Raw genomic sequence first — 21,401 nt, forward strand, 5'->3', positions numbered from 1 at the left:
ATTGGCGAGCGATCTAGAGACGCCGACCGCAGAAGTCCACGCGAAGGCAGCGTTGGTGCTGGCCTTCTGGTTCGACGCGCTCATGCCCGAACAATGGTTTGCCAAATGCGACACGCTGGATGCGGAGATCGCCCGGCGCTTCGGCAAGCTGCGCGACACGGTGCTGGCGCGCCGCGCGGCGGGGTGGGACACGGCGCCCGACACGCTGCTGGCGGCGGTGATCCTGCTCGACCAGTTTTCCCGCAACATCCATCGCGGCAAGGCCGCGGCCTTCGCTGCCGACCCGCTGGCGCAGCGGCTGGCCAGCGAGGCGGTGGAGATGGGCTGGGACCGCGACATGCCCGCAGAGCGGCGCCAGTTTCTGTATCTGCCGTTCGAGCATGCCGAGGACCCGGTGCTGCAGGCGCGCAGCCTGGAATGCTTTACCGGGCTGGGGCTGGCACAGCCGCTGGCCTATGCCCGTGAAGATGCCGAGGTGATTGCGCGGTTCGGGCGTTTCCCCACGCGCAATGCCGCGCTCGGGCGCGACTCGACGCCCGAGGAGAAAGCCTGGCTCAGCCAGCCTGGCGTCGGCTGGTAGCGGCGTCGGTAACGACCGGGCGTGGCCTTTCGGGCGCGGCTGCCTGCAGGATCAGGCGGCGTTCGGCGAGCAAACGGCGCACGCTCGCGATGGAGAGCGGGCGGCCATAATGCCAGCCCTGTGCCTTGGCGCAGCCGAGCGCACGCAGCCGTTCCTCGATCGCCCCGTCTTCCACGCCTTCGGCGGTGACCGGCAGGTTCAGGCTTTCCCCAAGCCGGACGATCGCGTTGACGATTGCCGCCGAATCCGCGCTCTGGTTGAGCGAGGTGACGAAGCTCTTGTCGATCTTGATCCGGTCGAAGGGCAGGGCGCGCAAATGGGCAAGCGACGAATAGCCGGTGCCGAAATCGTCGAGCGCCAGGCGAACGCCCTGGTTCTTCAGGCTGCCGACGATCGACTGGGCCAGCGGGAGATTGTCGAACAGCGAGCTTTCGGTGATCTCGACTTCCAGCCGGTTGGCAGGAAAGCCGGTCTCGGTCAGCACCTTGATGATCTTCTGCGCCAGCCAGGCGTCGCGCAGCTGCCAGGGCGAAATGTTCACCGACAGCGACAATGCCGGATCCCAGTCGCGCGCGGCGAGGAATGCCTGCTGCATGATCGACAGCGACATGTCGCCGATCATGCCCGTTTCCTCGGCGATGGGGATGAACAGTTCGGGACTGATCGTGCCGCGGGTCGGGTGTTCCCAGCGCGCGAGCACTTCAAAGCCGTGCAGCCGGCCGGAGGGGAGATCGATCTGCTGTTCAAAATAGGGCACGATCTGCTGGCGCGGAATGGCCAGGCGCAGCCCGCTTTCCAGCTCGTTGCGCGTCTGAAGCTCGCGCTCCATCGACTGGTCGAACCAGGCATAGCGGTTCCGGCCGGTCTTTTTCGCCTGGTACATGGCGATGTCGGCCGAGCGGATCAGCGCGTCGATGCTGGCGCAGTCGAAATCGCTGCGGGCGACGCCGACCGAGCAGCTGATGTGCAGGCGCAGCCCTTCCGCCTCGAAAGGCTGTGCCATGCGGCAGACCAGGCGTTCGGCGACTCGCTCGACGGTTGCGGGTTCGCCGGGGTCGAACAGAAAGGCGCAGGCGAATTCGTCGCCGCCCAGCCGCGCGGTGAGCGCCACCGGCGGCAAGGCGCTCGCAATCTCGCCGGCAACCGCGCGCAGCAGCGAATCGCCGACCGGGTGGCCGTGCATGTCGTTGACCGATTTGAAATGGTCGAGATCGAGCACGATCATCGCCATCGCCTTGCGCCGCCGTTCCGCGCGCAGGAACATGGCAGCGCCTTCTTCGGCCAGGCTGCGGCGGTTGAGAAAGCCGGTCAGCGGATCGCGGCTGGCAAGATGTTGGGCGCGTTCTTCTGCCGCGGTGCGCATCTCCACTTCCATGCTCAGCGCATGGTGACGGCGCCAACCGAACAGGATCAGCGCGACATTGAGAAGCAGCGCGATCACCAGCGTGCGGTCTGCGGGGGGCGTACCCTCCGCATAATGCTGCAGCGTCTTCGACAGCACGGCGCTTCCCGTGCCGACGAACAACAGAATCGCGGCTACACTCGTCGCCCCTGCTATAATGCCGGAGCGACGGTTTTCCTGTCGATCGAGATCTTCGTCTAAAGCCAGCGCCATTGCCGGAGGACATCCCCCAAGGATTTGAATGGGGCCTTCTTCCATGGCGAGAGTGTAGATCAGGTTAAACCCGTAGCGCTTGCAATCGTCGGGGGCTGCGTCTAAAGGCCAGCGCAACCGTTCCTGACGAACGCGCGACATTTGCCACCCCAAGGGGTGACGCCGGCCGACGAGGTTTCGTCCGCCGGCGTGTTTTGCGTTTGGCGGTGCGAGACTGAATTTGGAGTGATCTGGGCATCATGTTCGAGAGTTTGAGCGATCGGCTGGGCGGCGTCTTCGAACGCCTGCGCGGGCGTGGCGCGCTCGCCGAGGCCGATGTCCGGACCGCGATGCGCGAAGTGCGCGTGGCGCTGCTGGAAGCCGACGTCGCGCTGCCCGTCGCCCGCGATTTCGTCGACAAGGTAACCGAGCAGGCCGTCGGCCAGCAGGTGCTGCGGTCGGTCACGCCGGGGCAGCAGGTCGTCAAGATCGTCCATGACGCACTGGTCGACATGCTGGGCGCCGACACCGCCGAACTGGCGATCGACGTTACCCCGCCGGCCGTCATCATGCTGGTCGGTCTGCAGGGCTCGGGCAAGACCACGACCACCGCCAAGCTGGCCAAGTTGCTGAAGAAGCAGGGCAAGAAGGTGATGATGGCGTCGCTGGACGTGAACCGTCCGGCCGCGCAGGAACAGCTGGCCGTGCTCGGCACCCAGACCGAAGTGACGACGCTGCCGATCGTCGCGGGCCAGCAGCCGGTCGACATCGCCCGCCGCGCGCTCCAGTCGGCGAAGCTCCAGGGCTTCGACGTGCTGATGCTCGACACTGCGGGCCGTCTGCACGTCGACCAGGCGCTGATGGACGAGATGAAGGCGGTTGCCGACATCTCCAAGCCGCAGGAAATCCTGCTGGTCGTCGACTCGCTGACCGGTCAGGACGCGGTGAACGTCGCCAGCAACTTCTCCGAACAGGTGCCGCTGACCGGCGTGATCCTGACGCGGATGGACGGCGATGCGCGCGGCGGTGCGGCGCTGTCGATGCGTGCCGTTACCGGCAAGCCGATCAAGTTCGCGGGCATGGGCGAAAAGCTCGACCAGATCGAGCCGTTCCACCCGAAGCGCGTTGCCGGCCGCATCCTGGGCATGGGCGACGTCGTCAGCCTGGTCGAAAAGGCCGCGGCCGCGATCGAGCAGGAAGATGCCGAGCGCATGGCGAACCGGCTCGCCAAGGGCCAGTTCGACATGAACGACCTGCGCGCGCAGCTGGCGCAGATGCGCAGGATGGGCGGCCTGGGTGCGCTGGCGGGGATGATCCCCGGCATGAAGAAGGCGCAGGCGGCGGTCGATCAGGTCGGCGGCGACAAGGTGCTGATCCGCATGGACGCGATCATCGGATCGATGACGCCCAAGGAGCGCGCCAAGCCTGAACTGCTCAACGCCAAGCGCAAGATCCGCATCGCCAAGGGCAGCGGCCTGACCGTGCAGGACGTCAACAAGCTCATCAAGATGCATCAGGAGATGCAGACCGCGATGAAGCGGCTGAAGAAGATGGGCGGGCTGAAGGGCATGCTGGGCATGCTGGGCAAGGGCGGCCCCGGCGGCGGCATGGGCGGCATCGGTAATGCGCTGGGCGGCGCCGAGCTCGGCGACATGATGGACAAGGTGGGCGCGGGCCTGCCGGGTCTTCCTGGTGGCGCGAAACTGCCCCCTGGCTTCGAAAATTTGCTGAAGAAGAAGTAATTTAGTTCAACTGGTTTCAACTGTATCTCAAGAAGGAAGTGAAGTAGAATGGCTCTCTCCATGCGTCTGTCGCGCGGCGGCTCCAAGAAGCGCCCGTATTACCGGATCGTCGTTGCTGACGCCCGTGCGCCCCGCGACGGCAAGTTCATCGAGAAGATCGGCACCTATAACCCGCTGCTCGCCAAGGATTCGCCCGAGCGCGTGAAGCTGGACGGCGAGCGCGCCAAGTACTGGCTGAGCGTCGGCGCCCAGCCGACCGATCGCGTCCTGCGCTTCCTCGACGCCGTGGGCATCAAGGAGCGTGCGGCCCGCAACAACCCGAACAAGGCGGTCCCGGGCGAAAAGGCCAAGGAACGCGCGGAAGAGCGTGCCGAGAAGGCCAAGGCCGCTGCCGAAGCCGCTGCCGCGCCGGCCGAAGAAGCTGCCGAGGCCTGAGGCTGACATTCCCTCCCGCTGCGCGCGGGAGGGACGCCTTATGCGTCGCGCGTTCGCTATATCATGTCCGAACCCTCATCTCCCTCGCGCCGCGGCGATCGCCCGGTGACGCTTGCCGCCATAATCGGCGCGCACGGCATTGCGGGTGAGGTTCGGCTGAAGGTGTTTGCCGAAGATCTGGCGGCGCACAAACGCTTCAATGGCGGCACGCTGACGCTCAAGACACTGCGCGATGGCCCGAACGGTGCCATCGCCCGATTCGCCGAAGTGAGCGACCGCAACGCCGCCGAGGCGCTGCGCGGGACCACATTGACGGTGCCGCGCTTCGCCCTGCCGCCGCTTGGCGAGGGCGAATATTACCATGTCGATCTGCTGGACCTGCCCGTGCTTGGCGAGGATGGCGCCACGATCGGTCGCGTCGTCGCGATCGATGATTATGGCGCGGGCGACGTGATCGAAATCGAGCGCCCCGACGGCAAGCGCTTCATGGTGCCGATGCGGCCCGAAGCGGTGCCGAGCTGGGATGAGACCAGGCTCGTCGTAGCGAGCGCTTTCATCGATTTCTAAAGTCCGTCGCGCGATGTTCGTCGCGGGACCGTCATGATTCCCGTATAAATAGGTGATGGGGGCCTATTGGCCGGCAATTGCGGGGGCGATTGACCGATGGGGCGAATTCTTTCTCTTGCAGCCATGCTTGGCTTGGTCTTCTCGCCGATCCCGGTGAAAGCACAGGACTGGGCAAAAGCGGACGCCTTGTTTGCTGCCTATGACCGGCTCGACATGCCTGGCTGTGCGTATGGCGTGTTCCGCGACGGCGTGTTGCTGCATGCGCGGGGCTTCGGCGCCGCCAATGTCGACGACCATCGCCCGATCACGCCCGACACGATCTTCGAGCTCGGCTCGATCACGAAGCAGTTCACTGCTTTCGGCCTGCTGTTGCTCGAGGCAGAGGGCAAGCTGAAGCTCAGCGATCCGTATGCCAAATATCTGCCCGAACTGCCTGCCTTCGCGCACGCGGTCACCTTCGAGCAGGGGCTGCACCATATGGGCGGGCTGCCGCCCTATCTCAACTATGCCTTTTTCCTGCAGAGCCCGGGCATTGAGCATGTCGATGCCGCCCAGCGTATGCGTTATCTGCAACGCGACACCGCGCTGATGTTCCCGAGCGGCGACGATTTCAGCTATGGCGACGTGCCCTATGGCCTGGCCTCGGTCGTGATCGAGCGGGTGAGCGGCATGTCCTTCGCGCGCTACATGCGCGAACGCGTATTCCTGCCGCTTGGCATGACGGAAACCCAGGTGTCGCAAGAGCGCGAGCCTGCGCCGAACCGCGCCTATCCGTATCAACTCAACCAAGCAGGCGTGCCGCTGCTGACGATCGTGTCGATTGCCGATCTCGGCGGCTGGGGCGTGAAGTCGAGCATCCGCGACCTGGCGCGCTGGGAAGCCAATCTGCGCAGCGGCGCGGTGGGCGGCAAGGCGCTGATCGCGAAGATGCTGACGCCGGGACGGCTGAACAATGGCGAGCCGGTTGCCTATGGTCTCGGCTTGGAATTGATGCCGTATCGCGGCATGCGGCTGTATGAGCATAACGGGACGGCGGACGGGGTTGCGACCGACATCATGAGCTATCCCGATGCCGGGATCGGCATGGCGATCGTCTGCAACCGCGACGACCTCGACACCTATTTCACCATTCGCGACCTCGCCGACATCGTGCTCGCGGACAAGGCTGCACCGAAGCCGCCCCAGGCAACCGTGGCGGAAGATGGTGCGCTCGTTGGCGGCTATATCGACACGCGCGACAGGAGCTTCGCGATCGAGGCGCGCGAAGGGCGCCTCTATTATCGGAGCGGCGGCTACAGCGAGGCGCTAGTCCGGGTTGGTCACGGGCGATACGCGCTGGTGGACACCGAATTTGAAGTCGAAGGCACGGGGCTGCGCGAACATAATCCCGCGCGCGCCGACGAATCCTTCCGTCGCTTCACCCCCGTGACGCCGGACCAGGCGACGCTGCGGTCCTATCTCGGCCTGTATCGCCATCCGCAGTTCGACGGTGTGATCCGCGTCGAGTTCGCCGGGAACGGCATTGCGCTCCGCTTGCTCGACGGCACGGTGAAGCCGCTGACGCCGACGATCGCCAATGCCTTTAGCGGTTCGCACCAGGGCAGCTTCGGGCTGCGCTTCACCGCCAACGGCGCGGGCATGACCATGACGATCCGCCGGTTCCGCGGGCGCGACATGGTGCTGACGCGGATCGCGGACTGATCCTGCCTAGCGCCAGAGCGGCGCCTGGGCGTTGAGCATGTTGCGGATCGTCGTCGCCGCGACGCCGGCTTCGCCCATCGCATGGCTGATCTGGTCGAGCCCCTTGGCGACGTCGCCGGCAGCGAACAGGCCGGGGAGCGAGGTGCGCTGGTGGTCGTCGACCTCGAGGCAGCCGCTGGCGTCGGCTCGGGCACCCGCCTCGACGGCAAGCTCCGATCGGATGTGCGAGCCGAGCGCGGGGTAGAGGCTGTCGAACGCCAGCCGCCCGGCGGCCGTGGATAGCACTAGCTGCCCGTCTTCCAGCGCCCAGCCGGTAGCCGGGCCGTTGATGCAGGGAATGCCCGCGGCGTCGAGCTGGGCCAGCTGTTCGGCGGGCAGCGCGTGGCGATCGGGGGCGATCAGCGTCACGTCCTTGGTGAAGCTGCGCGCGAACAGTGCCTCCCGCGCGCCGTGCGTGCCGGTTCCGAGGACAGCCACGCGCCTGTCGGTAACTTCATAGCCGTCGCAGACCGGGCAATAGCGGATCAGGCCGTGCGCCAGCGCTGCGTCGTGCAACGCATCGGGCATCTCCGGGCGGTGATTGACTACGCCGGTTGCCAGCAGAACCGCCCGCGCACTTGCCTCGCGCTCGCCGATTTCGATGCGGAAGCCTTCGTCCAGCACCTCCAGCCTAGTCACCCTGGCTGCCTCGCGCACGGCGCCATATTTCTCGGCCTGGGCGCGCATCCGCCCGAGCAGGTCCAGACCTGAAATGCCTTCTGGATAACCGGCGTGGTTGCGGGTGCAGGGAATCAGTGCGGCGCGGCTCGATCCGCAATCGAACAGGCGGATATTCAGGTGAAAGCGGGCAAGATAGATGGCCGCGGTCAGCCCGGCCGGCCCGCCGCCGATGATGATGCAATCGTCCATGCCGCCGCCAGCGCGCGGGGGCGGGACAGGTTCCCGGCCGGGATGCTAGAGGAGGCATATGGCTGCGCCTGACTATTTGCTCGATACCTGTGTCTGCATTCGCCTGCTGCGGGGCGGCGGCGCACCGCTCGCGCGACGGATTGCAGCGGCGGAGCGGGGGAAGATCGCGATCTCGGCGATCAGCCATGCCGAACTGATCGATGGCGCTGCGCGAGGCGAGGCGGCGAGGCTCGCGGCGCTGGAAGCGCTGCTGGAGAAGGTGCCGGTCGCCGCCTTCGATGCAGAGGCCGCGCTTAGCTTTCCGGCGGCGCGTTTGGCGCGGGGGCGGTACGACCGCTTGATTGCCGCGCATGCGCTGGCGCTGGGCGCGACATTGGTGACGCACAATGCCGGCGATTTTCGCAAGGTGCCGGGGCTACGGATCGAGGACTGGTTCTGAGCGCATTGCTTTCCGAGAGGTGTGTATATACATGCCGTATATACGGAGGCGGCATATGGGCGAGGAATATCGCGCCAGGATCTTCAAGTCAGGCAATTCGCTGGCGCTTCGCCTGCCCAAGGCGCTTGGCCTGAAGGAAGGCGCTGAAGTGGTACTGCGCGAGGGGCGCCGCGGCTTTTCGGTCGAGCCGGTGGACGGCGAGGAGAAGATCGGCGGGGACTGGATCGGCGCGCTCCCGTGGCTGAAGCCGATTCCGGACGAAGATCGCGAGATTGAGGAACGCGAACTCGACTGGGAATTGCGAAAATTGCGGCGCGATGACTGATCCGCTTTTTCTGCTCGACAGCAATATCTGCATCGATCTGCTCCAGGGGGCGGTGGAGCGGTTGAATGCGCGCGTCCGTGCGCAGGCGCGGGGCAGTCTGGCGGTTTCGGCGATCAGCTATGCCAAGGTTCGGCTGGGCGTTCGCGACGCGCACGGCGAAAGGGCGCTGCAGGGGTTTTTACGCGACGTGCTGTTGTTGCCCTTCGACGCCGCCGCTGCGGAGGCCTATGCCCGGCTGCCTTTCCGTCGCGCCCGGCTGGACCGGCTGATCGCGGCGCAGGCGCTGGCGGCCGGGCTGACGCTGATTACCAATAACGAGCGGGATTTCGCCGACATCCCGGACCTCAGGCTAGAGAACTGGACGCTGTGACCTTCGCCGCCACTATCCTTACGCTTTATCCGGAGATGTTTCCCGGGCCGCTTGGCATTTCGCTTGCCGGGCGTGGCCTGCGCGAAGGGCTGTGGGCGCTGGAGACTGTGCAGATCCGCGATTTCGCCACCGACAAGCATCGCTCGGTCGATGACACGCCCGCGGGCGGCGGGGCGGGGATGGTGCTGCGCGCCGATGTGGTCGCCGCCGCCATCGACAGCGTTGCGCGGGACGGCAGGCCGCTGCTCGCCATGACACCCCGCGGGCGACCGCTCACGCAGGGGCGTGTGCGCGAACTGGCGGCAGGGCCGGGGGCAATCGTGCTGTGCGGCCGGTTCGAGGGATTTGACGAGCGAATCTTCGACGCGCGCTACGTGGAGGAAGTTTCGATCGGCGACTATATCCTTTCCGGTGGCGAAATGGCAGCGCTGACGCTGCTCGACGCTTGCATTCGTCTCCTTCCCGGCGTAATGGGCGCCGCTTCCAGCGGTATGGACGAGAGCTTCGAAACGGGGCTGCTCGAATATCCGCAATATACCCGACCTGTAGAATGGGAAGGGCGCACGATCCCCGAAGTGCTGCGATCGGGGGATCATGCGAAGATCGAAGCCTGGCGACGCGCCATGGCAGAGAGCGATACACGGCTAAGGAGGCCGGACCTTTGGGAGCGCCACGAGGGCGCTCGGGTTCAGTCTCCCTCTGGCGCGCGGCGAAAAAATGGGACTGACTGAGATGAACCTCATCCAGACGCTCGAAGCCGAGCAGATTGCCAAGTTCAATGAAGCCAAGAAGATTCCGGAATTCCGTCCGGGCGACACCCTTCGCGTCGGCGTGAAGGTCGTCGAAGGAGAGCGTACCCGCGTGCAGAACTTCGAAGGCGTGTGCATCGCCCGCGCCAACAAGGGCATGGGTTCGAACTTCACCGTTCGCAAGATCTCGTTCGGCGAAGGCGTCGAGCGCGTGTTCCCGCTCTATTCGCCGAACCTCGATTCGATCGAAGTCGTGCGCCGCGGTGTCGTGCGTCGTGCGAAGCTCTATTATCTGCGCGGGCGCACCGGCAAGTCGGCACGTATCGCCGAGCGCCGGGATACCCGTACGGAGACCCAGGCGGCCGAATAAATCGGTTCCCGATTATCAAATTGCAGGGCGCGCGACCGAAAGGTTTGCGCGCCCTTTGCTTTGTGCAAACGGTTGGCCTCTTTTCGCGTTGGTGCTTTTGTCAACGGGTTCAGCGAACTGGGAGGTAACTTTTCGATAACCGCTATTGGTTATACCATCTACTCATAATGATACAAAAACCGGTCTTCTGACCGGATTTGATTTGAGATTTAAACATTTCCGAGATCATAGTCATTTCAGGCTCCGGTGCGTTAATACATTACTAACTATTGTTAGTAATGCTCGAACCCGGTGGGGTGCGTAGAGTCGCGTTGGGTAGATATCCGTAATCGATACAATGGGGTGCGATCGCATAGATCGGCGCTGGGGGCTGTACGGGAGTAAGTAAAATGACGGGGCGTCCGGAAACTATCGATATCGCGACGCGTCCTCTTCGTGAGGATGCTTTCCTGATCGGGGATGCCTGGACGAAGTCCCATCTCGACAAGCTGGCAGAGGCTGCGCTCGGGCTTGTAGGTGGCGATATTGCCATTGCCCGGATGGACCGGGTTGGTACGATTGCGCGTTCCGAGCGGGGACTGGACGCAACCATCCCGAACGCCGTGCTCGCCCAGCCTGCTCTTGCATTTCGCAATGGCTATATTTCTCAGCTCAGCGTGCCGCTTCGCGCCGGGGATCGTCAGGTCGGCATGTTGACCGTTCTGCGCAAGGAGGCACGGGCCTTTTGCCGCGACGACATCGCCGCGCTGCGTTGGCTAGCCGCCGGGATGTCGGAACGCACACCCGAAGAGATCCGGCAGCTCAACTGAGCCGCCGGCTACGCGTCAGCCCACTGCGGTAGAATTTGGCCGTCAGTCGACAGGCCAGGTGCGCGCTGCCAAGGCAGCGCGACCGCGCGCGGTGAGCGCTGCATCAATGACAACGGGCCCGCCCGGCTGGACCAGCAGCGCCTCATAGGTAAGGAATCCGCAGTCGCTGAGCGATTGCACGATCTCGAGAAACTGGATCGTCGAGCGGGTGTCGTTGCCCAAGCCGAGGCTGGTTGGAGTCAGCACGGTCAGTGCTGGCCAACTTTCCTGCAGCAATCGGGCGGCGGCTTCCGCTGGCGCCTGTTTACGCGTGCCCATCTGGCCGTCCGAAGACATCCGGCCGATACTCCTTCAATGGACCTACTGCGCCCCGATCTCATGCCTTTAGGCCGTTGATTAAGCTCTAAATAAGAATCGTTAAAAAATCCTTAAGATGTCGCAACTGCGGCGGAATCGTGCTTTTCGCGCCGCCAATATCCGGCTGCCGTAAGTTTACAGCAGTCAGATCAGGGCTATTTTATACCGCGAAATATAAAAAGGTAGGTATATTCCGGAGGACGGCTCTCGAATGATTTTAGTATGAGAAATTTTAACAACGTGCTTACGAATATTTTGTTGCAGCTTGGATGGCCATGACGGGCATTTTTTCTGAGTTCTTGGCCGCAAGGTCAGCCTCTTTACGGGTCGGCCCTCCCTCGCGATAAGCCTCGTTCGCCCGCATGCGGGTTTAGCCCTCTGGAGCGTTGGGATGCGCAAATGGATGACGGGACTTGTGATCGGAAGCTGTGGTGTGTTGGCGGGCATGGGTGAGGTGGTGGCACAGACCCAGCCGCAGCCGCTCACGCTGGAGCGCGTATTCGCCAGTCCTCCCATCGATGGGCCGGCGCCGCGCGCGCTGAAACTGTCGCCCGACGGCAAGCTGCTGACCCTGCTGCGCAACCGCGACGACGAGAAAGAGCGCTACGACCTCTGGGCCATGGATACGGCCACGGGCGCGTGGCGAATGCTGGTCGATTCCAGAAAGCTCGGTTCGGGTGCCGAATTGTCCGAAGCCGAGAAGATGCAGCGTGAACGTGCGCGGATCAGCGGCACCAAGGGCATTGTCAGCTATGACTGGGCGCCCGACGGCAAATCCGTCCTCGTTCCGCTGGACGGCGAACTGTTTCGCGCAGGGACGGACGGCACCGTCGACAAGCTGCCCGCCGCTCCAGGCGCGAAGCTCAACGCCACGATCAGCCCGGCCGGCACCTATGCCAGCTATGTGCAGGACCGGAATCTTGTGGTGATGGATCTCGCCACCCGTAAACCGACGCGCCTGACGCGGGACGGCGCCGGAACGGTGCACTGGGGCGAAGCGGAGTTCGTCGCGCAGGAGGAAATGGGGCGCGATCAGGGCTATTGGTGGGCGCCCACCGATGCCTATGTCGCCGTTGAGCGGTTCGATGAGGCGCCGGTCGGCATCGTAACCCGCGCGGCGATCGGCGCCGACGGCACGAGCATTTTCCAGCAGCGCTATCCGAAGGCGGGCACGCCCAATGTGCTGGTCGAACTCTATGTGATCGATCCGCGTCATGGCGGCCGGGTGAAGGTGGATCTGGGGAGCGATCCCGACATCTATCTGGCGCGGGTGAACTGGTCGGCCGATGGCAAGACGCTCTATGTCCAGCGTGAGAACCGCGCCCAGACCCAGCTCGACCTGCTGGCGGTCGATCCGGCGACCGGCGCATCGCACCTGCTGTTCAGCGAGAAGGCGGCGCCGAAGAGCTGGATCAACCTGTCCAATGCCTTCACCCCGCTGGCGGACGGCAGCCTGATCTGGTGGTCCGAGCGCGACGGCCATGGCCATCTCTATCGCTGGAATGCCGGCACCTGGACCCAGCTCACGCACGGGGCGTGGGAAGTCACGCCGGAGGCGGTGAGCGTCGATCAGAAATCCGGCCGTCTGTTCTTCCAGGGCAACAAGGATGATCCGCTCGAGCGGCATCTCTACTGGGTCGATTATCGCAAGCCCGGTGCCATTACCCGGCTAACCGAACGCGGATGGTGGAACAGTGCTTCGATGGATGTCGGGGGCACCCGCGCGATCATTGGTCGATCGAGCCCGAACCAGCCGCGTCAGGTCTATCTTGCCGAGGCCGACGGCAAGCGGCTGGCCTGGGTGATGGAAAATGCCGTCACGGATCCGGCGCATCCCTATCACCCCTATCTGGCCGCGCATCGCGAGCGGACCTTCGGCACCGTCAAGGCCGCCGACGGCACCGAATTGCATTGGGAAATGATCGCGCCGAAGCTGGAGCCGGGCAAGCGCTATCCGGTATTCTTCCAGCATTATGGCGGCCCGCATGTGCAGACTGTCAGCCGCGCCTGGGGCGGGGCGCTGCAGCAATATCTGGTCGGGCAGGGCTATATCTGGTTCCAGATCGACAATCGCGGCTCGGCCAATCGCGGGGTCGCGTTCGAAAGCGCGATCTGGCATGCGATGGGCACGGTAGAGGTGGAAGACCAGCTATCCGGCGTCGCTTACCTAAAGACGCTGCCGTTTGTGGAAGCCAAGCGCATCGCGACCTATGGCTGGTCCTATGGCGGCTATATGACGCTGAAGCTGCTGGAAGCTGCGCCGGGCACCTTCGCGGCGGGCGTGTCCGGTGCGCCGGTGACGAAATGGGAACTCTACGACACCCATTATACCGAACGCTATATGGGCGATCCGAACAAGGTGCCTGAAGCCTATCTCCGCTCCGGCGCGATTGCCGATGCAGGCAAGATCGCCGATCCCTTGCTGATCCTGCATGGCATGGCCGACGACAATGTCGTTCTGGACAACACCACCGCCATGGCAGCGACCCTGCAGCAGCGGAATATCCCGTTCGAGATGATGCTCTATCCCGGCTCCACGCATCGCGTCGGCGGCCCCGGAATTAGTGAACATCTATGGGGAACGATCTTGAAATTTGTGGAAAATACTTTGAACGATCCTCGCAGGGCGCGGTAGTCGCTGTATAAATCCTTAGGCATGAGAAGCACTTGTGGCGTCTCTGCCTCCTATAACTTCCAGAAGGACAATAGCGCCCGCAGGAGAGGCGCGAGGCTTTCTGGAAGGATCGCGACGTGCAATTTCTCGCAAACCTGAAGATACAGTTCAAGATCATGCTGTTGCTGGGCCTGCTGGGGGCCATCGCCTTCGGCATGTCCTGGTATGCCGGTAACCGCATCATGAGCGCCGACGCGGACTATAGCGTGCTCGTCGGGGACCGGCTTCCCGACACGATCAAGCTGGTTCGGATCAATCGCATCGCTTCGACGATGATCTATGACACCTATCGTGTCATGGCCTATGAAGGCACCTCGCAGGAGGCGCGCGACGCGGCGGCCGATGAGCCCAAGGTCTACAAGCAGGCGCTCGATGCGCTCGATGCCGTAGGAAAGGTTGAGCCGGCAATCGCGCCTGCCCTGAACGGTTTCCGTGCACAACTGGGCGAAATCCATGGCCAGTTGTCGCGGGCGATCCAGTTGGGCTTGCGCAACCAGGACGAGCAGGCGCGACAGGTGCTGGTGCAGACGGACGTCGCGATGAAGCGTTTCACCAGCGACCTTCGGGCATTCAACGATCGCCGCGTCGCTGAAGCCAATGAACAGTCGGATCAGTTGAGCGCTGCTGCCGCTAGCACGCGGACGATGTTGCTGGTGACGGCGGTGATCGCGATCCTGTCCGCCATGGGCTTTGCGATCTTCGTGGCACGCAGCCAGATCGTCCGGCCGCTTGCTCGCCTTCAGGACGCGATGCGGGCGCTGGCCGGTGGCGACAATGGCGTCGATGTACCCGGCACCGAGCGCGGCGACGAAGTGGGCGCGATGGCGAAGTCCGTGCTCGTTTTCAAGGACGCGGCGATCGAGCAGGCCGCTGCGGCCGTCGCCAAACAGCGCGCAGATGCCGAACAGAAACTGGTCGTCGACACGCTCGAGGACCGTCTGGGCAAGCTGGCCGATGGCGACCTGACCGCCACGATCGATGCAGCCTTCGCCGCGCAGTATGAAAGCCTGAAGGGCAATTTTAACGCGGCCGTGGTTGCGCTGCGCGATCTGATCTCCGCCGTGATGGACAGCGCAGAAGCGATTTCGACCGGATCGGCTGAAATCGCGCAGGCCTCCGAAGATCTGGCACGTCGCACCGAAAGTGCTGCGGCCAGCCTGGAAGAGACCTCGGCGGCGGTCAGCCAGATGGACCAGCGCATCAAGGCGACCGCGACCGCCGCGACGCGCACCGTCGAGCGGGCCAACGGCGCGATCGAAGTGGTGGACTCGGGCCGCTCGGTGGCCGACGAGGCGGTGCAGGCGATGAACCGTGTGTCGGACAGCGCCAAGGGCATCGACAACGTGATCGAGGGCCTCGACAAGATCGCGTTCCAGACCCGCGTTCTGGCAATGAACGCCGCCGTCGAAGCCGGTCGCGCCGGCGAGGCTGGCCGCGGCTTCGCGGTAGTGGCCGACCTTGTTTCTGCCCTTGCGATGCGGGCTGAGGAAGAGGCCGGGCGCGCCCGCGACCAGCTCACTGCGACGCAGACGGACATCACCGCAGCGGTGGACATGGTCCGCCGTGTGGATGGCGCGCTGGGCGACATCGTCGGCGACGTCAACGAGGTCCACTCGCTGCTGTCGACTATGGCCAATGACAATCAGGTGCAGGCGGCAGCCGTCACCCAGGTTGCGACTGCGGTCAACTCGATCGATCAGTCGACCCAGCAGAACGCTGCGATGGTTGAAGAAACCTCCGCTGCGGCACGCAATCTGAGCAGCGAGGTCGCTTCGCTGTCGGAGCGCGCTTCGCGGTTCAACACCGGCCGCAGCGCCGCAACGCGCCGGCCGGTCCGCTCGACCGTTCACGCGCTGCCGGTCGCCTCCTCCAAGCCCCACGCTGCGACGGTTTCTACCGTTCGCCAGGTGGGCGCCGATGTCGAGGAGTGGGCGAGCTTCTGATCGCCCGCCTGCCAAGTATAGACTTGGTGCAGGACGAACTATAGGCTCGCCCCCGATCGAAGCGGGGGCGAGCCATGGTCGTTGATGCGGAGGTGTCACTTGCGCCGGTGCGCGATACTGCGCGGATCGATATTCTCGACATATTACGCGGCTTGGCCATTCTCGGCATTTTCTTCATGAATATTCCGTTCGAGGGGCAGACAGTGCTCGCGGAATTCGGAACGCCGCAGCGGATTGGCTGGAGCGTCGCCGATCAGTGGAGCTGGGCCGTCATCAAGGTGGCGCTGGAGGGCACTCAGCGCGGCGTGCTGGAGATTCTGTTCGGCTGCGGGCTGATGGTGCTGGCGTCGCGGGCGATGCGGCCGGATGGCCCCGTGGCAGTCGCCGACCTCTATTTGCGTCGCAACCTCTGGCTGCTCGGCTTTGGGCTGGTCGACATTTTCCTGGTGCTGTGGTCGGGCGACATCCTGCACCTATATGCGCTGGCGGCGCTGTTCCTTTTTCCGTTCCGGGTGCTGGGGCCAAGGCTGTTACTGGCGCTCGGCTCGGTCTTTGCGCTGGCGATGGCAGTCACCGGTGGCCTGCAATATGCCGAGCGCGCGCAACTGGTCGCGGCGATGCCGGCAATCGAGCAGAAGGTGGCGGCACATCAGCCGCTGACCGCAGCAGAGCAGGCGAAGCAGCAGGCGTGGCACCATTGGTTTGAACTGCGTAGAACCGGCGGCGAGATCGGCAAAAAGGCGCAGCAACTCGAGAAACAGGGGCTGTCCGGCGGCTTTGTCGCCTATGCGACGATGAACTACGCCTTCTATTTCACCTTCCTCCTGCCCGAACTCGGCATGGGCATCGCCGAAGCGTTCTGCACGATGCTGATCGGCATTGCGCTGTGGAAATGGCGCGTGGTGCAGGGCGGACGGAGCACGCGCTTCTACTGGCTGTTGCTGATCGGCTGTTACGGCCCGGGGCTGCTGGCGCGCGCGGTGGGCGCGCATCTCTACTTGTCGCCCGTGCCGATCGCACAGACATTCTGGATCACGGATGAGCCGGCGCGCCTGCTCGTGTCGGTGGGGCACATTGCGCTCATCAACCTGCTCGTGCGCAGCGGGGCGGGGCTGGTTCTGCTGGCGCCGTTCAAGGCGGCGGGGCGCACCGCCTTCTCGCTGTACTTCCTGCAGCAGATCATCGCCCTCTACATCCTGTTCGCGCCCTGGGGGCTGGGCCTGTGGGGCAAGCTGAGCTGGAGCGGGCTGTATCTGGTGGCGCTGGCTGTGCTGGCGTTTGAAGTGGTGGTCGCCAATCTGTGGTTGCGCAGCTTCGCCGTGGGACCAATGGAATGGGCGTGGCGTTCGCTTGCCTATGTCCGCTGGCAGCCATTGCGGCGGGGCGATCCGGTGAAGGCCTAACTTTCGTACGAAATTTCACCAAATGGTCTCGCCACGCAGCTTTGTTTCTGCTAGCGGGCTCCCGATGCTTCGAAAACGCGCCACACTCACGCGAATTACCCCGCGCCCGTAATCGGGCGCGATAGCTGCTTGTGCAGCGAAGCAGCGGAATGCACGTGCATTCCACCTTTCTCTCACACTAAAGAGCACCCACGCCGCACTGCCGGCGCTGGCAAGAAAAAGAGGTACAGATGGGTTACCGTGTCGTCGTCGCAGGCGCCACCGGCAATGTCGGTCGCGAAATGCTGAACATCCTGGCCGAGCGGGAATTCCCGATCGACGATCTCGCCGTGCTGGCGTCGTCGCGCTCGACCGGGGACATGGTCGATTTCGGCGAGACCGGGAAACAGTATAAGGTCCAGAATATCGAGCATTTCGATCCCACCGGCTGGGACATGGCGCTGTTCGCCATCGGCTCGGAAGGCAGCGCGATCTATGCGCCGAAGTTTGCCGCCGCAGGCTGCACGGTGATCGACAATGCCTCGCTCTACCGCATGGACCCGGACGTGCCGCTGATCGTGCCGGAAGTGAATCCGGAGGCGATCGACGGCTACAAGGCGCGCAACATCATCGCCAATCCGAACTGTTCGACCGCGCAGATGGTGGTGGCGCTGAAGCCGCTGCACGACGCCGCAAAGATCAAGCGCGTGGTGGTCGCGACCTATCAGTCGGTCTCGGGCGCCGGCAAGGCTGGCATGGACGAACTGTTCAACCAGAGCCGCGCGATCTTCGTCGGCGATCAGGTGGAGCCGGCCAAGTTCACCAAACAGATCGCGTTCAACGTGATCCCGCACATCGACAGCTTCCTCGACGATGGTTCGACCAAGGAAGAATGGAAGATGGTCGCCGAGACCAAGAAGATACTCGATCCCAAGATCAAGGTGACTGCCACCTGCGTGCGCGTGCCGGTGTTCGTCGGCCATTCGGAGGCCATCAACCTCGAGTTCGAGAACGAGCTGTCCGCCGAGGACGCGCAGAAGATCCTGCGCGAGGCGCCGGGGGTGATGCTGGTCGATAAGCGCGAAAATGGCGGCTATGTGACGCCGATCGAGTGCGTCGGCGAATATGCCACCTATGTCAGCCGCGTCCGCGATGACTCGACGGTCGACAATGGCCTGTCGCTGTGGTGCGTGTCGGACAATCTCCGCAAGGGCGCCGCGCTGAACGCCGTGCAGATCGCCGAGCTGCTGGGCCGGCGGCATTTGCAGAAGGCCTGACCATGGCAGTGACGGGCGGCTGCCGTTGTGGCGCGGTGCGCTACACGCTGGCACTGGAGGCGCTGCCGCCCGTCTATTGCTGTCATTGTCTCGATTGTCAGACCTGGTCGGGCAGCGCCTTTACGCAGCAGGCGCCGGTGGAAGAGACGGTCTTCGCGGTAGCCGGGCCGCTGGTGGAATATGCCCATCCCGGTAGCAGCGGCAGCACCTCGCACCAGTTTATCTGCGGCATTTGCCATACGCGCATCTTCAACCGGCGCAGCGCACGACCCGGTCTGGTGCTGTTGCGCGCCGGTACGCTGGACGACAGCGCGGCGATCGTGCCGCGCGTGCACATCTGGACACGGCGCAAGCAGGCATGGGTGAAACTGCCCGATGAAGTGCCGCAATTCCCGGAGAACGCGCCGCTGACGGAATTGGCCGCGTTGTTGCGCGGGTGAGGCTGGCGGCGCTTCAGCCTGCCTTGCGGATGATGATCCCGAACGATGTGCTGACGAAGCCGTCGATCGACAGCTTCAAATGCGCGGGGGAGCCGATCGTCATCTGATTGCCGTCAGTTCCGTCGAACAGCCAGGGTGGAAGATCGATGAACCTGTCCATCACCTTGTCGCCAAAGTCGAAATCGAGCGGCGATACTAAGTGGCCGGCCGCTGCCAGCCGGGCCGAAAGCGCTTCGATATGGCGCCGCTGAAATAGCACGGTCACCCAGTTGTCGATCGAAGGGCCCACATTGTCGACGTTCAGTTCCAGCGTGTGGACCGCGGTGCCGCCCGGGCGAAGCGTGTCGAGCGAGCGTTCGATGAAGCGTAGCCCGTGCTCGATGCTGCCCAGATGTTCCAGCGCACACATCGACCAGCAGAAATCGAAGCCCTGCAAGCGCTCCGGAACCGCGTTCATGTCGACGGTGTCGATGGCCACGAACTGGTCGAAGGTGGCGCGATCGACCAGATGGGGTACGAACGGCGATGCAGCCGAGCCCAGATGCTGGTTGGTCGCGGTCCATCCCGCCGCATGGGCGGCCTCGCTCGAATAATCTGTTGCCGTCACCAGGATGCCGCGCGACGCGAGATAGCTGGGGATAGGCTCCGCACCGCATCCGAAACCCAGGCCGCGACTGCCCGGATTCAGATGGCCGTGTTCGAAAAGTACCTGCAGCACATAGACGAGTTCCCACAGCTTGCGATGATAGACGCGTCCCGTCTTCAGTTCGGACGCCCAGTGTGCCGCCCAGTCGCTTTCGATATCGGCCTGGGTCGCCGGCTTGCAGGTCAGGCCCACCGGGCGGGCCTCTGTCGGTCCAGTGACCGGCAAGGCCTCGGCCAAACGCCGCGCCAGTTCATAGCCCATCGCCTTCACGTTCAGCTCCAGCGCGCGCACTTCCTTCACAATGTCATTGAGCGCATTGAGATTCGGCTGCGAGTCCTTGGTGACCAATGCCAGCAGGCGCCTCAGAGTCCGCGCCTCGATCTTTTTGCGAAGTGACAAGCCGCCTCCTGCGTCATGCTATGTCTGGTAGACACATGGCGCCGCCCTTTTGGCAAGCGCGCACCGGAAAGCTTCGGCGCAGACCGCTCAGTGCCCTGCTGCTGAAGGATCTGGCTTTTCGGCAGGCCCTTTGGGGCGGCGGAGTAGCAGCACCAGCGGCACGCTGATCGCCGTTACGATCGCCATCAGCCAGAAGTCGTTGAGATAGGCGATCATGGCTGCCTGCCGCGTTACTTCGCTGTCGAGCATCGCCAGCGCGCTGGTGCCGGCCCCGCCCAAGGCGCGGAGCAGGCCGGGGTCGAGCCCGTTCAGCGCTTGCGCGGTGACATGGCTGCCCAGATACTCATGGCTCGTCTGGGTGCTGCGGGCGAGCATGGCCGTTACGATCGATATGCCTACAGACGCGCCGATGTTGCGCATCAGGTTCATCAGGCTCGATCCCTCGGTACGGAAATGGGCGGGCAGGCCGGCAAAGGCCAGCCCCTGCAGCGGCATGAACACCAGTCCCAGGCCCAGGCCCTGCACGAAGCCCGTGATGATGAAGGGCGTCGAGCCCATCTCGATTGTCCATTGCGACATCTGCCACAGCGACACTGCCGCCACGGCGAGCCCGCCACCGACCAGAATGCGCGGATCGAAGCCGCGCTGGGTAAGGGTTGCGGCCAAGTACATGGTGATCAGCACGCCGACGCCGCGCGGCATCAGGAGCAGGCCGGTATCGAACACCGAATAGCCATAGAGCGCCTGCAGCATGGGCGGCAGCAGCGCCATGGTGGCCATCATCACAAGTCCGATGACCAGCATGAAGAAAATGGCGGTGACGAGGTTGCGGTTCTTCCACAGCTCCCGGTCGAACATGGGCTGTCGGCCCGTGAAGAGATGGACCGCGAACGTCCAGAAGCCGATGACGGCAAGGAGCAGCTCGATCCATATTTCTGTAGAGCCGAACCAGTCCTGATTTTGCCCGCGGTCGAGCATCAACTGCAAACCGATAATGCCTGTCGATAGCAGCGAAAAGCCGAGCAGGTCGAATGGACGCATCCGGATCGGGCGGCTGGGCAGCAGCCACCACAGGATCGCGAAACAGACCACGCCGACCGGCAGGTTGACGTAGAAGACCCAGCGCCATTCGAAATTATCGGTAAGGTACCCGCCGATCAGCGGACCCATGATCGGGCCGACCATGATGCCCATGCCCCAGATCGACATTGCCTTGGCCTGGCGCTCGGGCGGGTTGATGTCGAGCAGCACGGTCTGGCTGAGCGGATTGAGAAACGCCGCCGAGATGCCCTGCAACAGGCGGAAGGCGACCATCTCCTCCAGGCTCTGCGCCGCGCCGCACAGCGCCGAAGCGACGATGAAGCCGATGGTGGAGGCAAGGAACAGGTTGCGCGACCCGACCCGGTCGGCCAGCCAGCCCGTGATCGGGATCGCGATTGCCGAGGCGACGATATAGCTGGTCAGTACCCAGGTGATCGTGTCGGAGGTCGCACCCAGCGCGGTCTGCATATGGGGCAGGGCGACATTGGCGATGGTGGTATCGAGGATCTGCATGATCGTCGCCATCATCACGCCCAGGGTCAACAGGCCGCGATACTTTACCGGCAGGGCAGCGACACCGGCCTGTGGGCCGGAAGGTTGGGCGCGTGCTGCGCCCGCCCGGCTGGCGCCGCCCGGGGCCGCCGTCGCCATG

Annotated in this window: 21 protein-coding genes; 16 read left to right on the plus strand and 5 right to left on the minus strand. The window is 64.0% G+C overall.

Going from position 1 to position 21,401, the window contains the following annotated elements:
* Position 1 precedes the first annotated feature (1 nt).
* A complete protein-coding gene (locus ACT53M_RS00330) occupies positions 2–580 on the plus strand; it encodes a DUF924 family protein (RefSeq protein ID WP_476230708.1) in 579 nt (192 codons plus the stop codon).
* Here ACT53M_RS00330 and ACT53M_RS00335 read toward each other — a convergent pair.
* Positions 555–2,195, minus strand: coding sequence for a putative bifunctional diguanylate cyclase/phosphodiesterase (locus ACT53M_RS00335; RefSeq protein WP_476230709.1), 1,641 nt, complete (start codon positions 2,193–2,195; stop codon positions 555–557). The two genes, ACT53M_RS00330 and ACT53M_RS00335, sit on opposite strands and share 26 nt — an antisense overlap.
* A gap of 239 nt (positions 2,196–2,434) precedes the next feature.
* On the opposite strand from ACT53M_RS00335, the gene ffh reads away from it, so the two are divergent.
* The 4 genes from ffh to ACT53M_RS00355 all read left to right on the plus strand — a co-directional run bounded on the left by ffh (position 2,435) and on the right by ACT53M_RS00355 (position 6,619).
* Positions 2,435–3,916 carry a signal recognition particle protein gene (gene ffh, locus ACT53M_RS00340; RefSeq protein ID WP_476230710.1) on the plus strand — a complete coding sequence of 494 codons (1,482 nt, stop codon included), beginning with the start codon at positions 2,435–2,437 and terminating at the stop codon, positions 3,914–3,916.
* Between the two features lie 48 nt (positions 3,917–3,964).
* Positions 3,965–4,351 carry a 30S ribosomal protein S16 gene (rpsP, locus tag ACT53M_RS00345; RefSeq protein ID WP_476230711.1) on the plus strand — a complete coding sequence of 129 codons (387 nt, stop codon included), beginning with the start codon at positions 3,965–3,967 and terminating at the stop codon, positions 4,349–4,351.
* Positions 4,352–4,414: 63 nt separating this feature from the next.
* On the plus strand, positions 4,415–4,918 hold the full coding sequence (gene rimM / locus ACT53M_RS00350) for a ribosome maturation factor RimM (protein WP_476230712.1): 504 nt from the start codon (positions 4,415–4,417) through the stop codon (positions 4,916–4,918).
* Positions 4,919–5,041: 123 nt separating this feature from the next.
* On the plus strand, positions 5,042–6,619 hold the full coding sequence (locus ACT53M_RS00355) for a serine hydrolase domain-containing protein (RefSeq protein ID WP_476230713.1): 1,578 nt from the start codon (positions 5,042–5,044) through the stop codon (positions 6,617–6,619).
* A gap of 6 nt (positions 6,620–6,625) precedes the next feature.
* On the opposite strand, the gene ACT53M_RS00360 is transcribed toward ACT53M_RS00355, so the two are convergent.
* A complete protein-coding gene (locus ACT53M_RS00360; RefSeq protein WP_476230714.1) occupies positions 6,626–7,528 on the minus strand; it encodes an NAD(P)/FAD-dependent oxidoreductase in 903 nt (300 codons plus the stop codon).
* 58 nt (positions 7,529–7,586) lie between these two features.
* Here ACT53M_RS00360 and ACT53M_RS00365 point away from each other — a divergent pair, with 58 nt between their 5' ends.
* From ACT53M_RS00365 to ACT53M_RS00390, 6 genes are all read left to right on the plus strand, one after another.
* Positions 7,587–7,967 carry a PIN domain-containing protein gene (locus tag ACT53M_RS00365; protein ID WP_476230715.1) on the plus strand — a complete coding sequence of 127 codons (381 nt, stop codon included), beginning with the start codon at positions 7,587–7,589 and terminating at the stop codon, positions 7,965–7,967.
* A gap of 55 nt (positions 7,968–8,022) precedes the next feature.
* Positions 8,023–8,292: an AbrB/MazE/SpoVT family DNA-binding domain-containing protein gene (locus tag ACT53M_RS00370; protein ID WP_476230716.1), complete on the plus strand. Its 270-nt coding sequence runs from the start codon at positions 8,023–8,025 to the stop codon at positions 8,290–8,292.
* Complete coding sequence (locus tag ACT53M_RS00375) at positions 8,285–8,662, plus strand: PIN domain-containing protein (RefSeq protein ID WP_476230717.1); 378 nt, start codon at positions 8,285–8,287, stop codon at positions 8,660–8,662. The genes ACT53M_RS00370 and ACT53M_RS00375 overlap by 8 nt, the downstream gene beginning before the upstream one ends.
* The gene (gene trmD, locus ACT53M_RS00380) at positions 8,659–9,393 is read left to right on the plus strand and encodes a tRNA (guanosine(37)-N1)-methyltransferase TrmD (RefSeq protein WP_476230718.1); all 735 of its coding nucleotides are present in this window, start codon (positions 8,659–8,661) and stop codon (positions 9,391–9,393) included. The genes ACT53M_RS00375 and trmD overlap by 4 nt, the downstream gene beginning before the upstream one ends.
* A 1-nt stretch (position 9,394) precedes the next feature.
* On the plus strand, positions 9,395–9,781 hold the full coding sequence (rplS, locus tag ACT53M_RS00385) for a 50S ribosomal protein L19 (RefSeq protein ID WP_476227966.1): 387 nt from the start codon (positions 9,395–9,397) through the stop codon (positions 9,779–9,781).
* Between the two features lie 389 nt (positions 9,782–10,170).
* Complete coding sequence (locus tag ACT53M_RS00390; protein WP_476230719.1) at positions 10,171–10,590, plus strand: hypothetical protein; 420 nt, start codon at positions 10,171–10,173, stop codon at positions 10,588–10,590.
* 42 nt (positions 10,591–10,632) lie between these two features.
* Here the strand turns inward: ACT53M_RS00390 and ACT53M_RS00395 are convergent, their stop codons facing one another.
* Positions 10,633–10,908, minus strand: coding sequence for a hypothetical protein (locus ACT53M_RS00395; RefSeq protein WP_476230720.1), 276 nt, complete (start codon positions 10,906–10,908; stop codon positions 10,633–10,635).
* Between the two features lie 442 nt (positions 10,909–11,350).
* Between ACT53M_RS00395 and ACT53M_RS00400 the strand changes: the two genes are divergently transcribed.
* The 5 genes from ACT53M_RS00400 (at position 11,351) to ACT53M_RS00420 (ending at position 18,663) form a co-directional block, all read left to right on the plus strand.
* Positions 11,351–13,582, plus strand: coding sequence for a S9 family peptidase (locus ACT53M_RS00400; RefSeq protein ID WP_476230721.1), 2,232 nt, complete (start codon positions 11,351–11,353; stop codon positions 13,580–13,582).
* 116 nt (positions 13,583–13,698) lie between these two features.
* Entirely contained in the window at positions 13,699–15,564 is a 1,866-nt protein-coding gene (locus ACT53M_RS00405; RefSeq protein ID WP_476230722.1) for a methyl-accepting chemotaxis protein, read from the plus strand.
* A 74-nt stretch (positions 15,565–15,638) separates the two neighbouring features.
* The gene (locus ACT53M_RS00410) at positions 15,639–16,967 is read left to right on the plus strand and encodes a DUF418 domain-containing protein (protein WP_476230723.1); all 1,329 of its coding nucleotides are present in this window, start codon (positions 15,639–15,641) and stop codon (positions 16,965–16,967) included.
* Between the two features lie 230 nt (positions 16,968–17,197).
* Positions 17,198–18,223: an aspartate-semialdehyde dehydrogenase gene (locus ACT53M_RS00415; RefSeq protein ID WP_476227359.1), complete on the plus strand. Its 1,026-nt coding sequence runs from the start codon at positions 17,198–17,200 to the stop codon at positions 18,221–18,223.
* Positions 18,224–18,225: 2 nt separating this feature from the next.
* On the plus strand, positions 18,226–18,663 hold the full coding sequence (locus ACT53M_RS00420) for a GFA family protein (protein WP_476230724.1): 438 nt from the start codon (positions 18,226–18,228) through the stop codon (positions 18,661–18,663).
* 13 nt (positions 18,664–18,676) lie between these two features.
* Here ACT53M_RS00420 and ACT53M_RS00425 read toward each other — a convergent pair whose 3' ends face one another.
* Both ACT53M_RS00425 and ACT53M_RS00430 read right to left on the minus strand, forming a co-directional pair.
* On the minus strand, positions 18,677–19,708 hold the full coding sequence (locus ACT53M_RS00425) for a class I SAM-dependent methyltransferase (RefSeq protein ID WP_476230725.1): 1,032 nt from the start codon (positions 19,706–19,708) through the stop codon (positions 18,677–18,679).
* 87 nt (positions 19,709–19,795) lie between these two features.
* Positions 19,796–21,400: a DHA2 family efflux MFS transporter permease subunit gene (locus ACT53M_RS00430; protein WP_476230726.1), complete on the minus strand. Its 1,605-nt coding sequence runs from the start codon at positions 21,398–21,400 to the stop codon at positions 19,796–19,798.
* Position 21,401 lies beyond the last annotated feature (1 nt).

The organism is Sphingomonas sp. DMC6 (assembly GCF_056314225.1).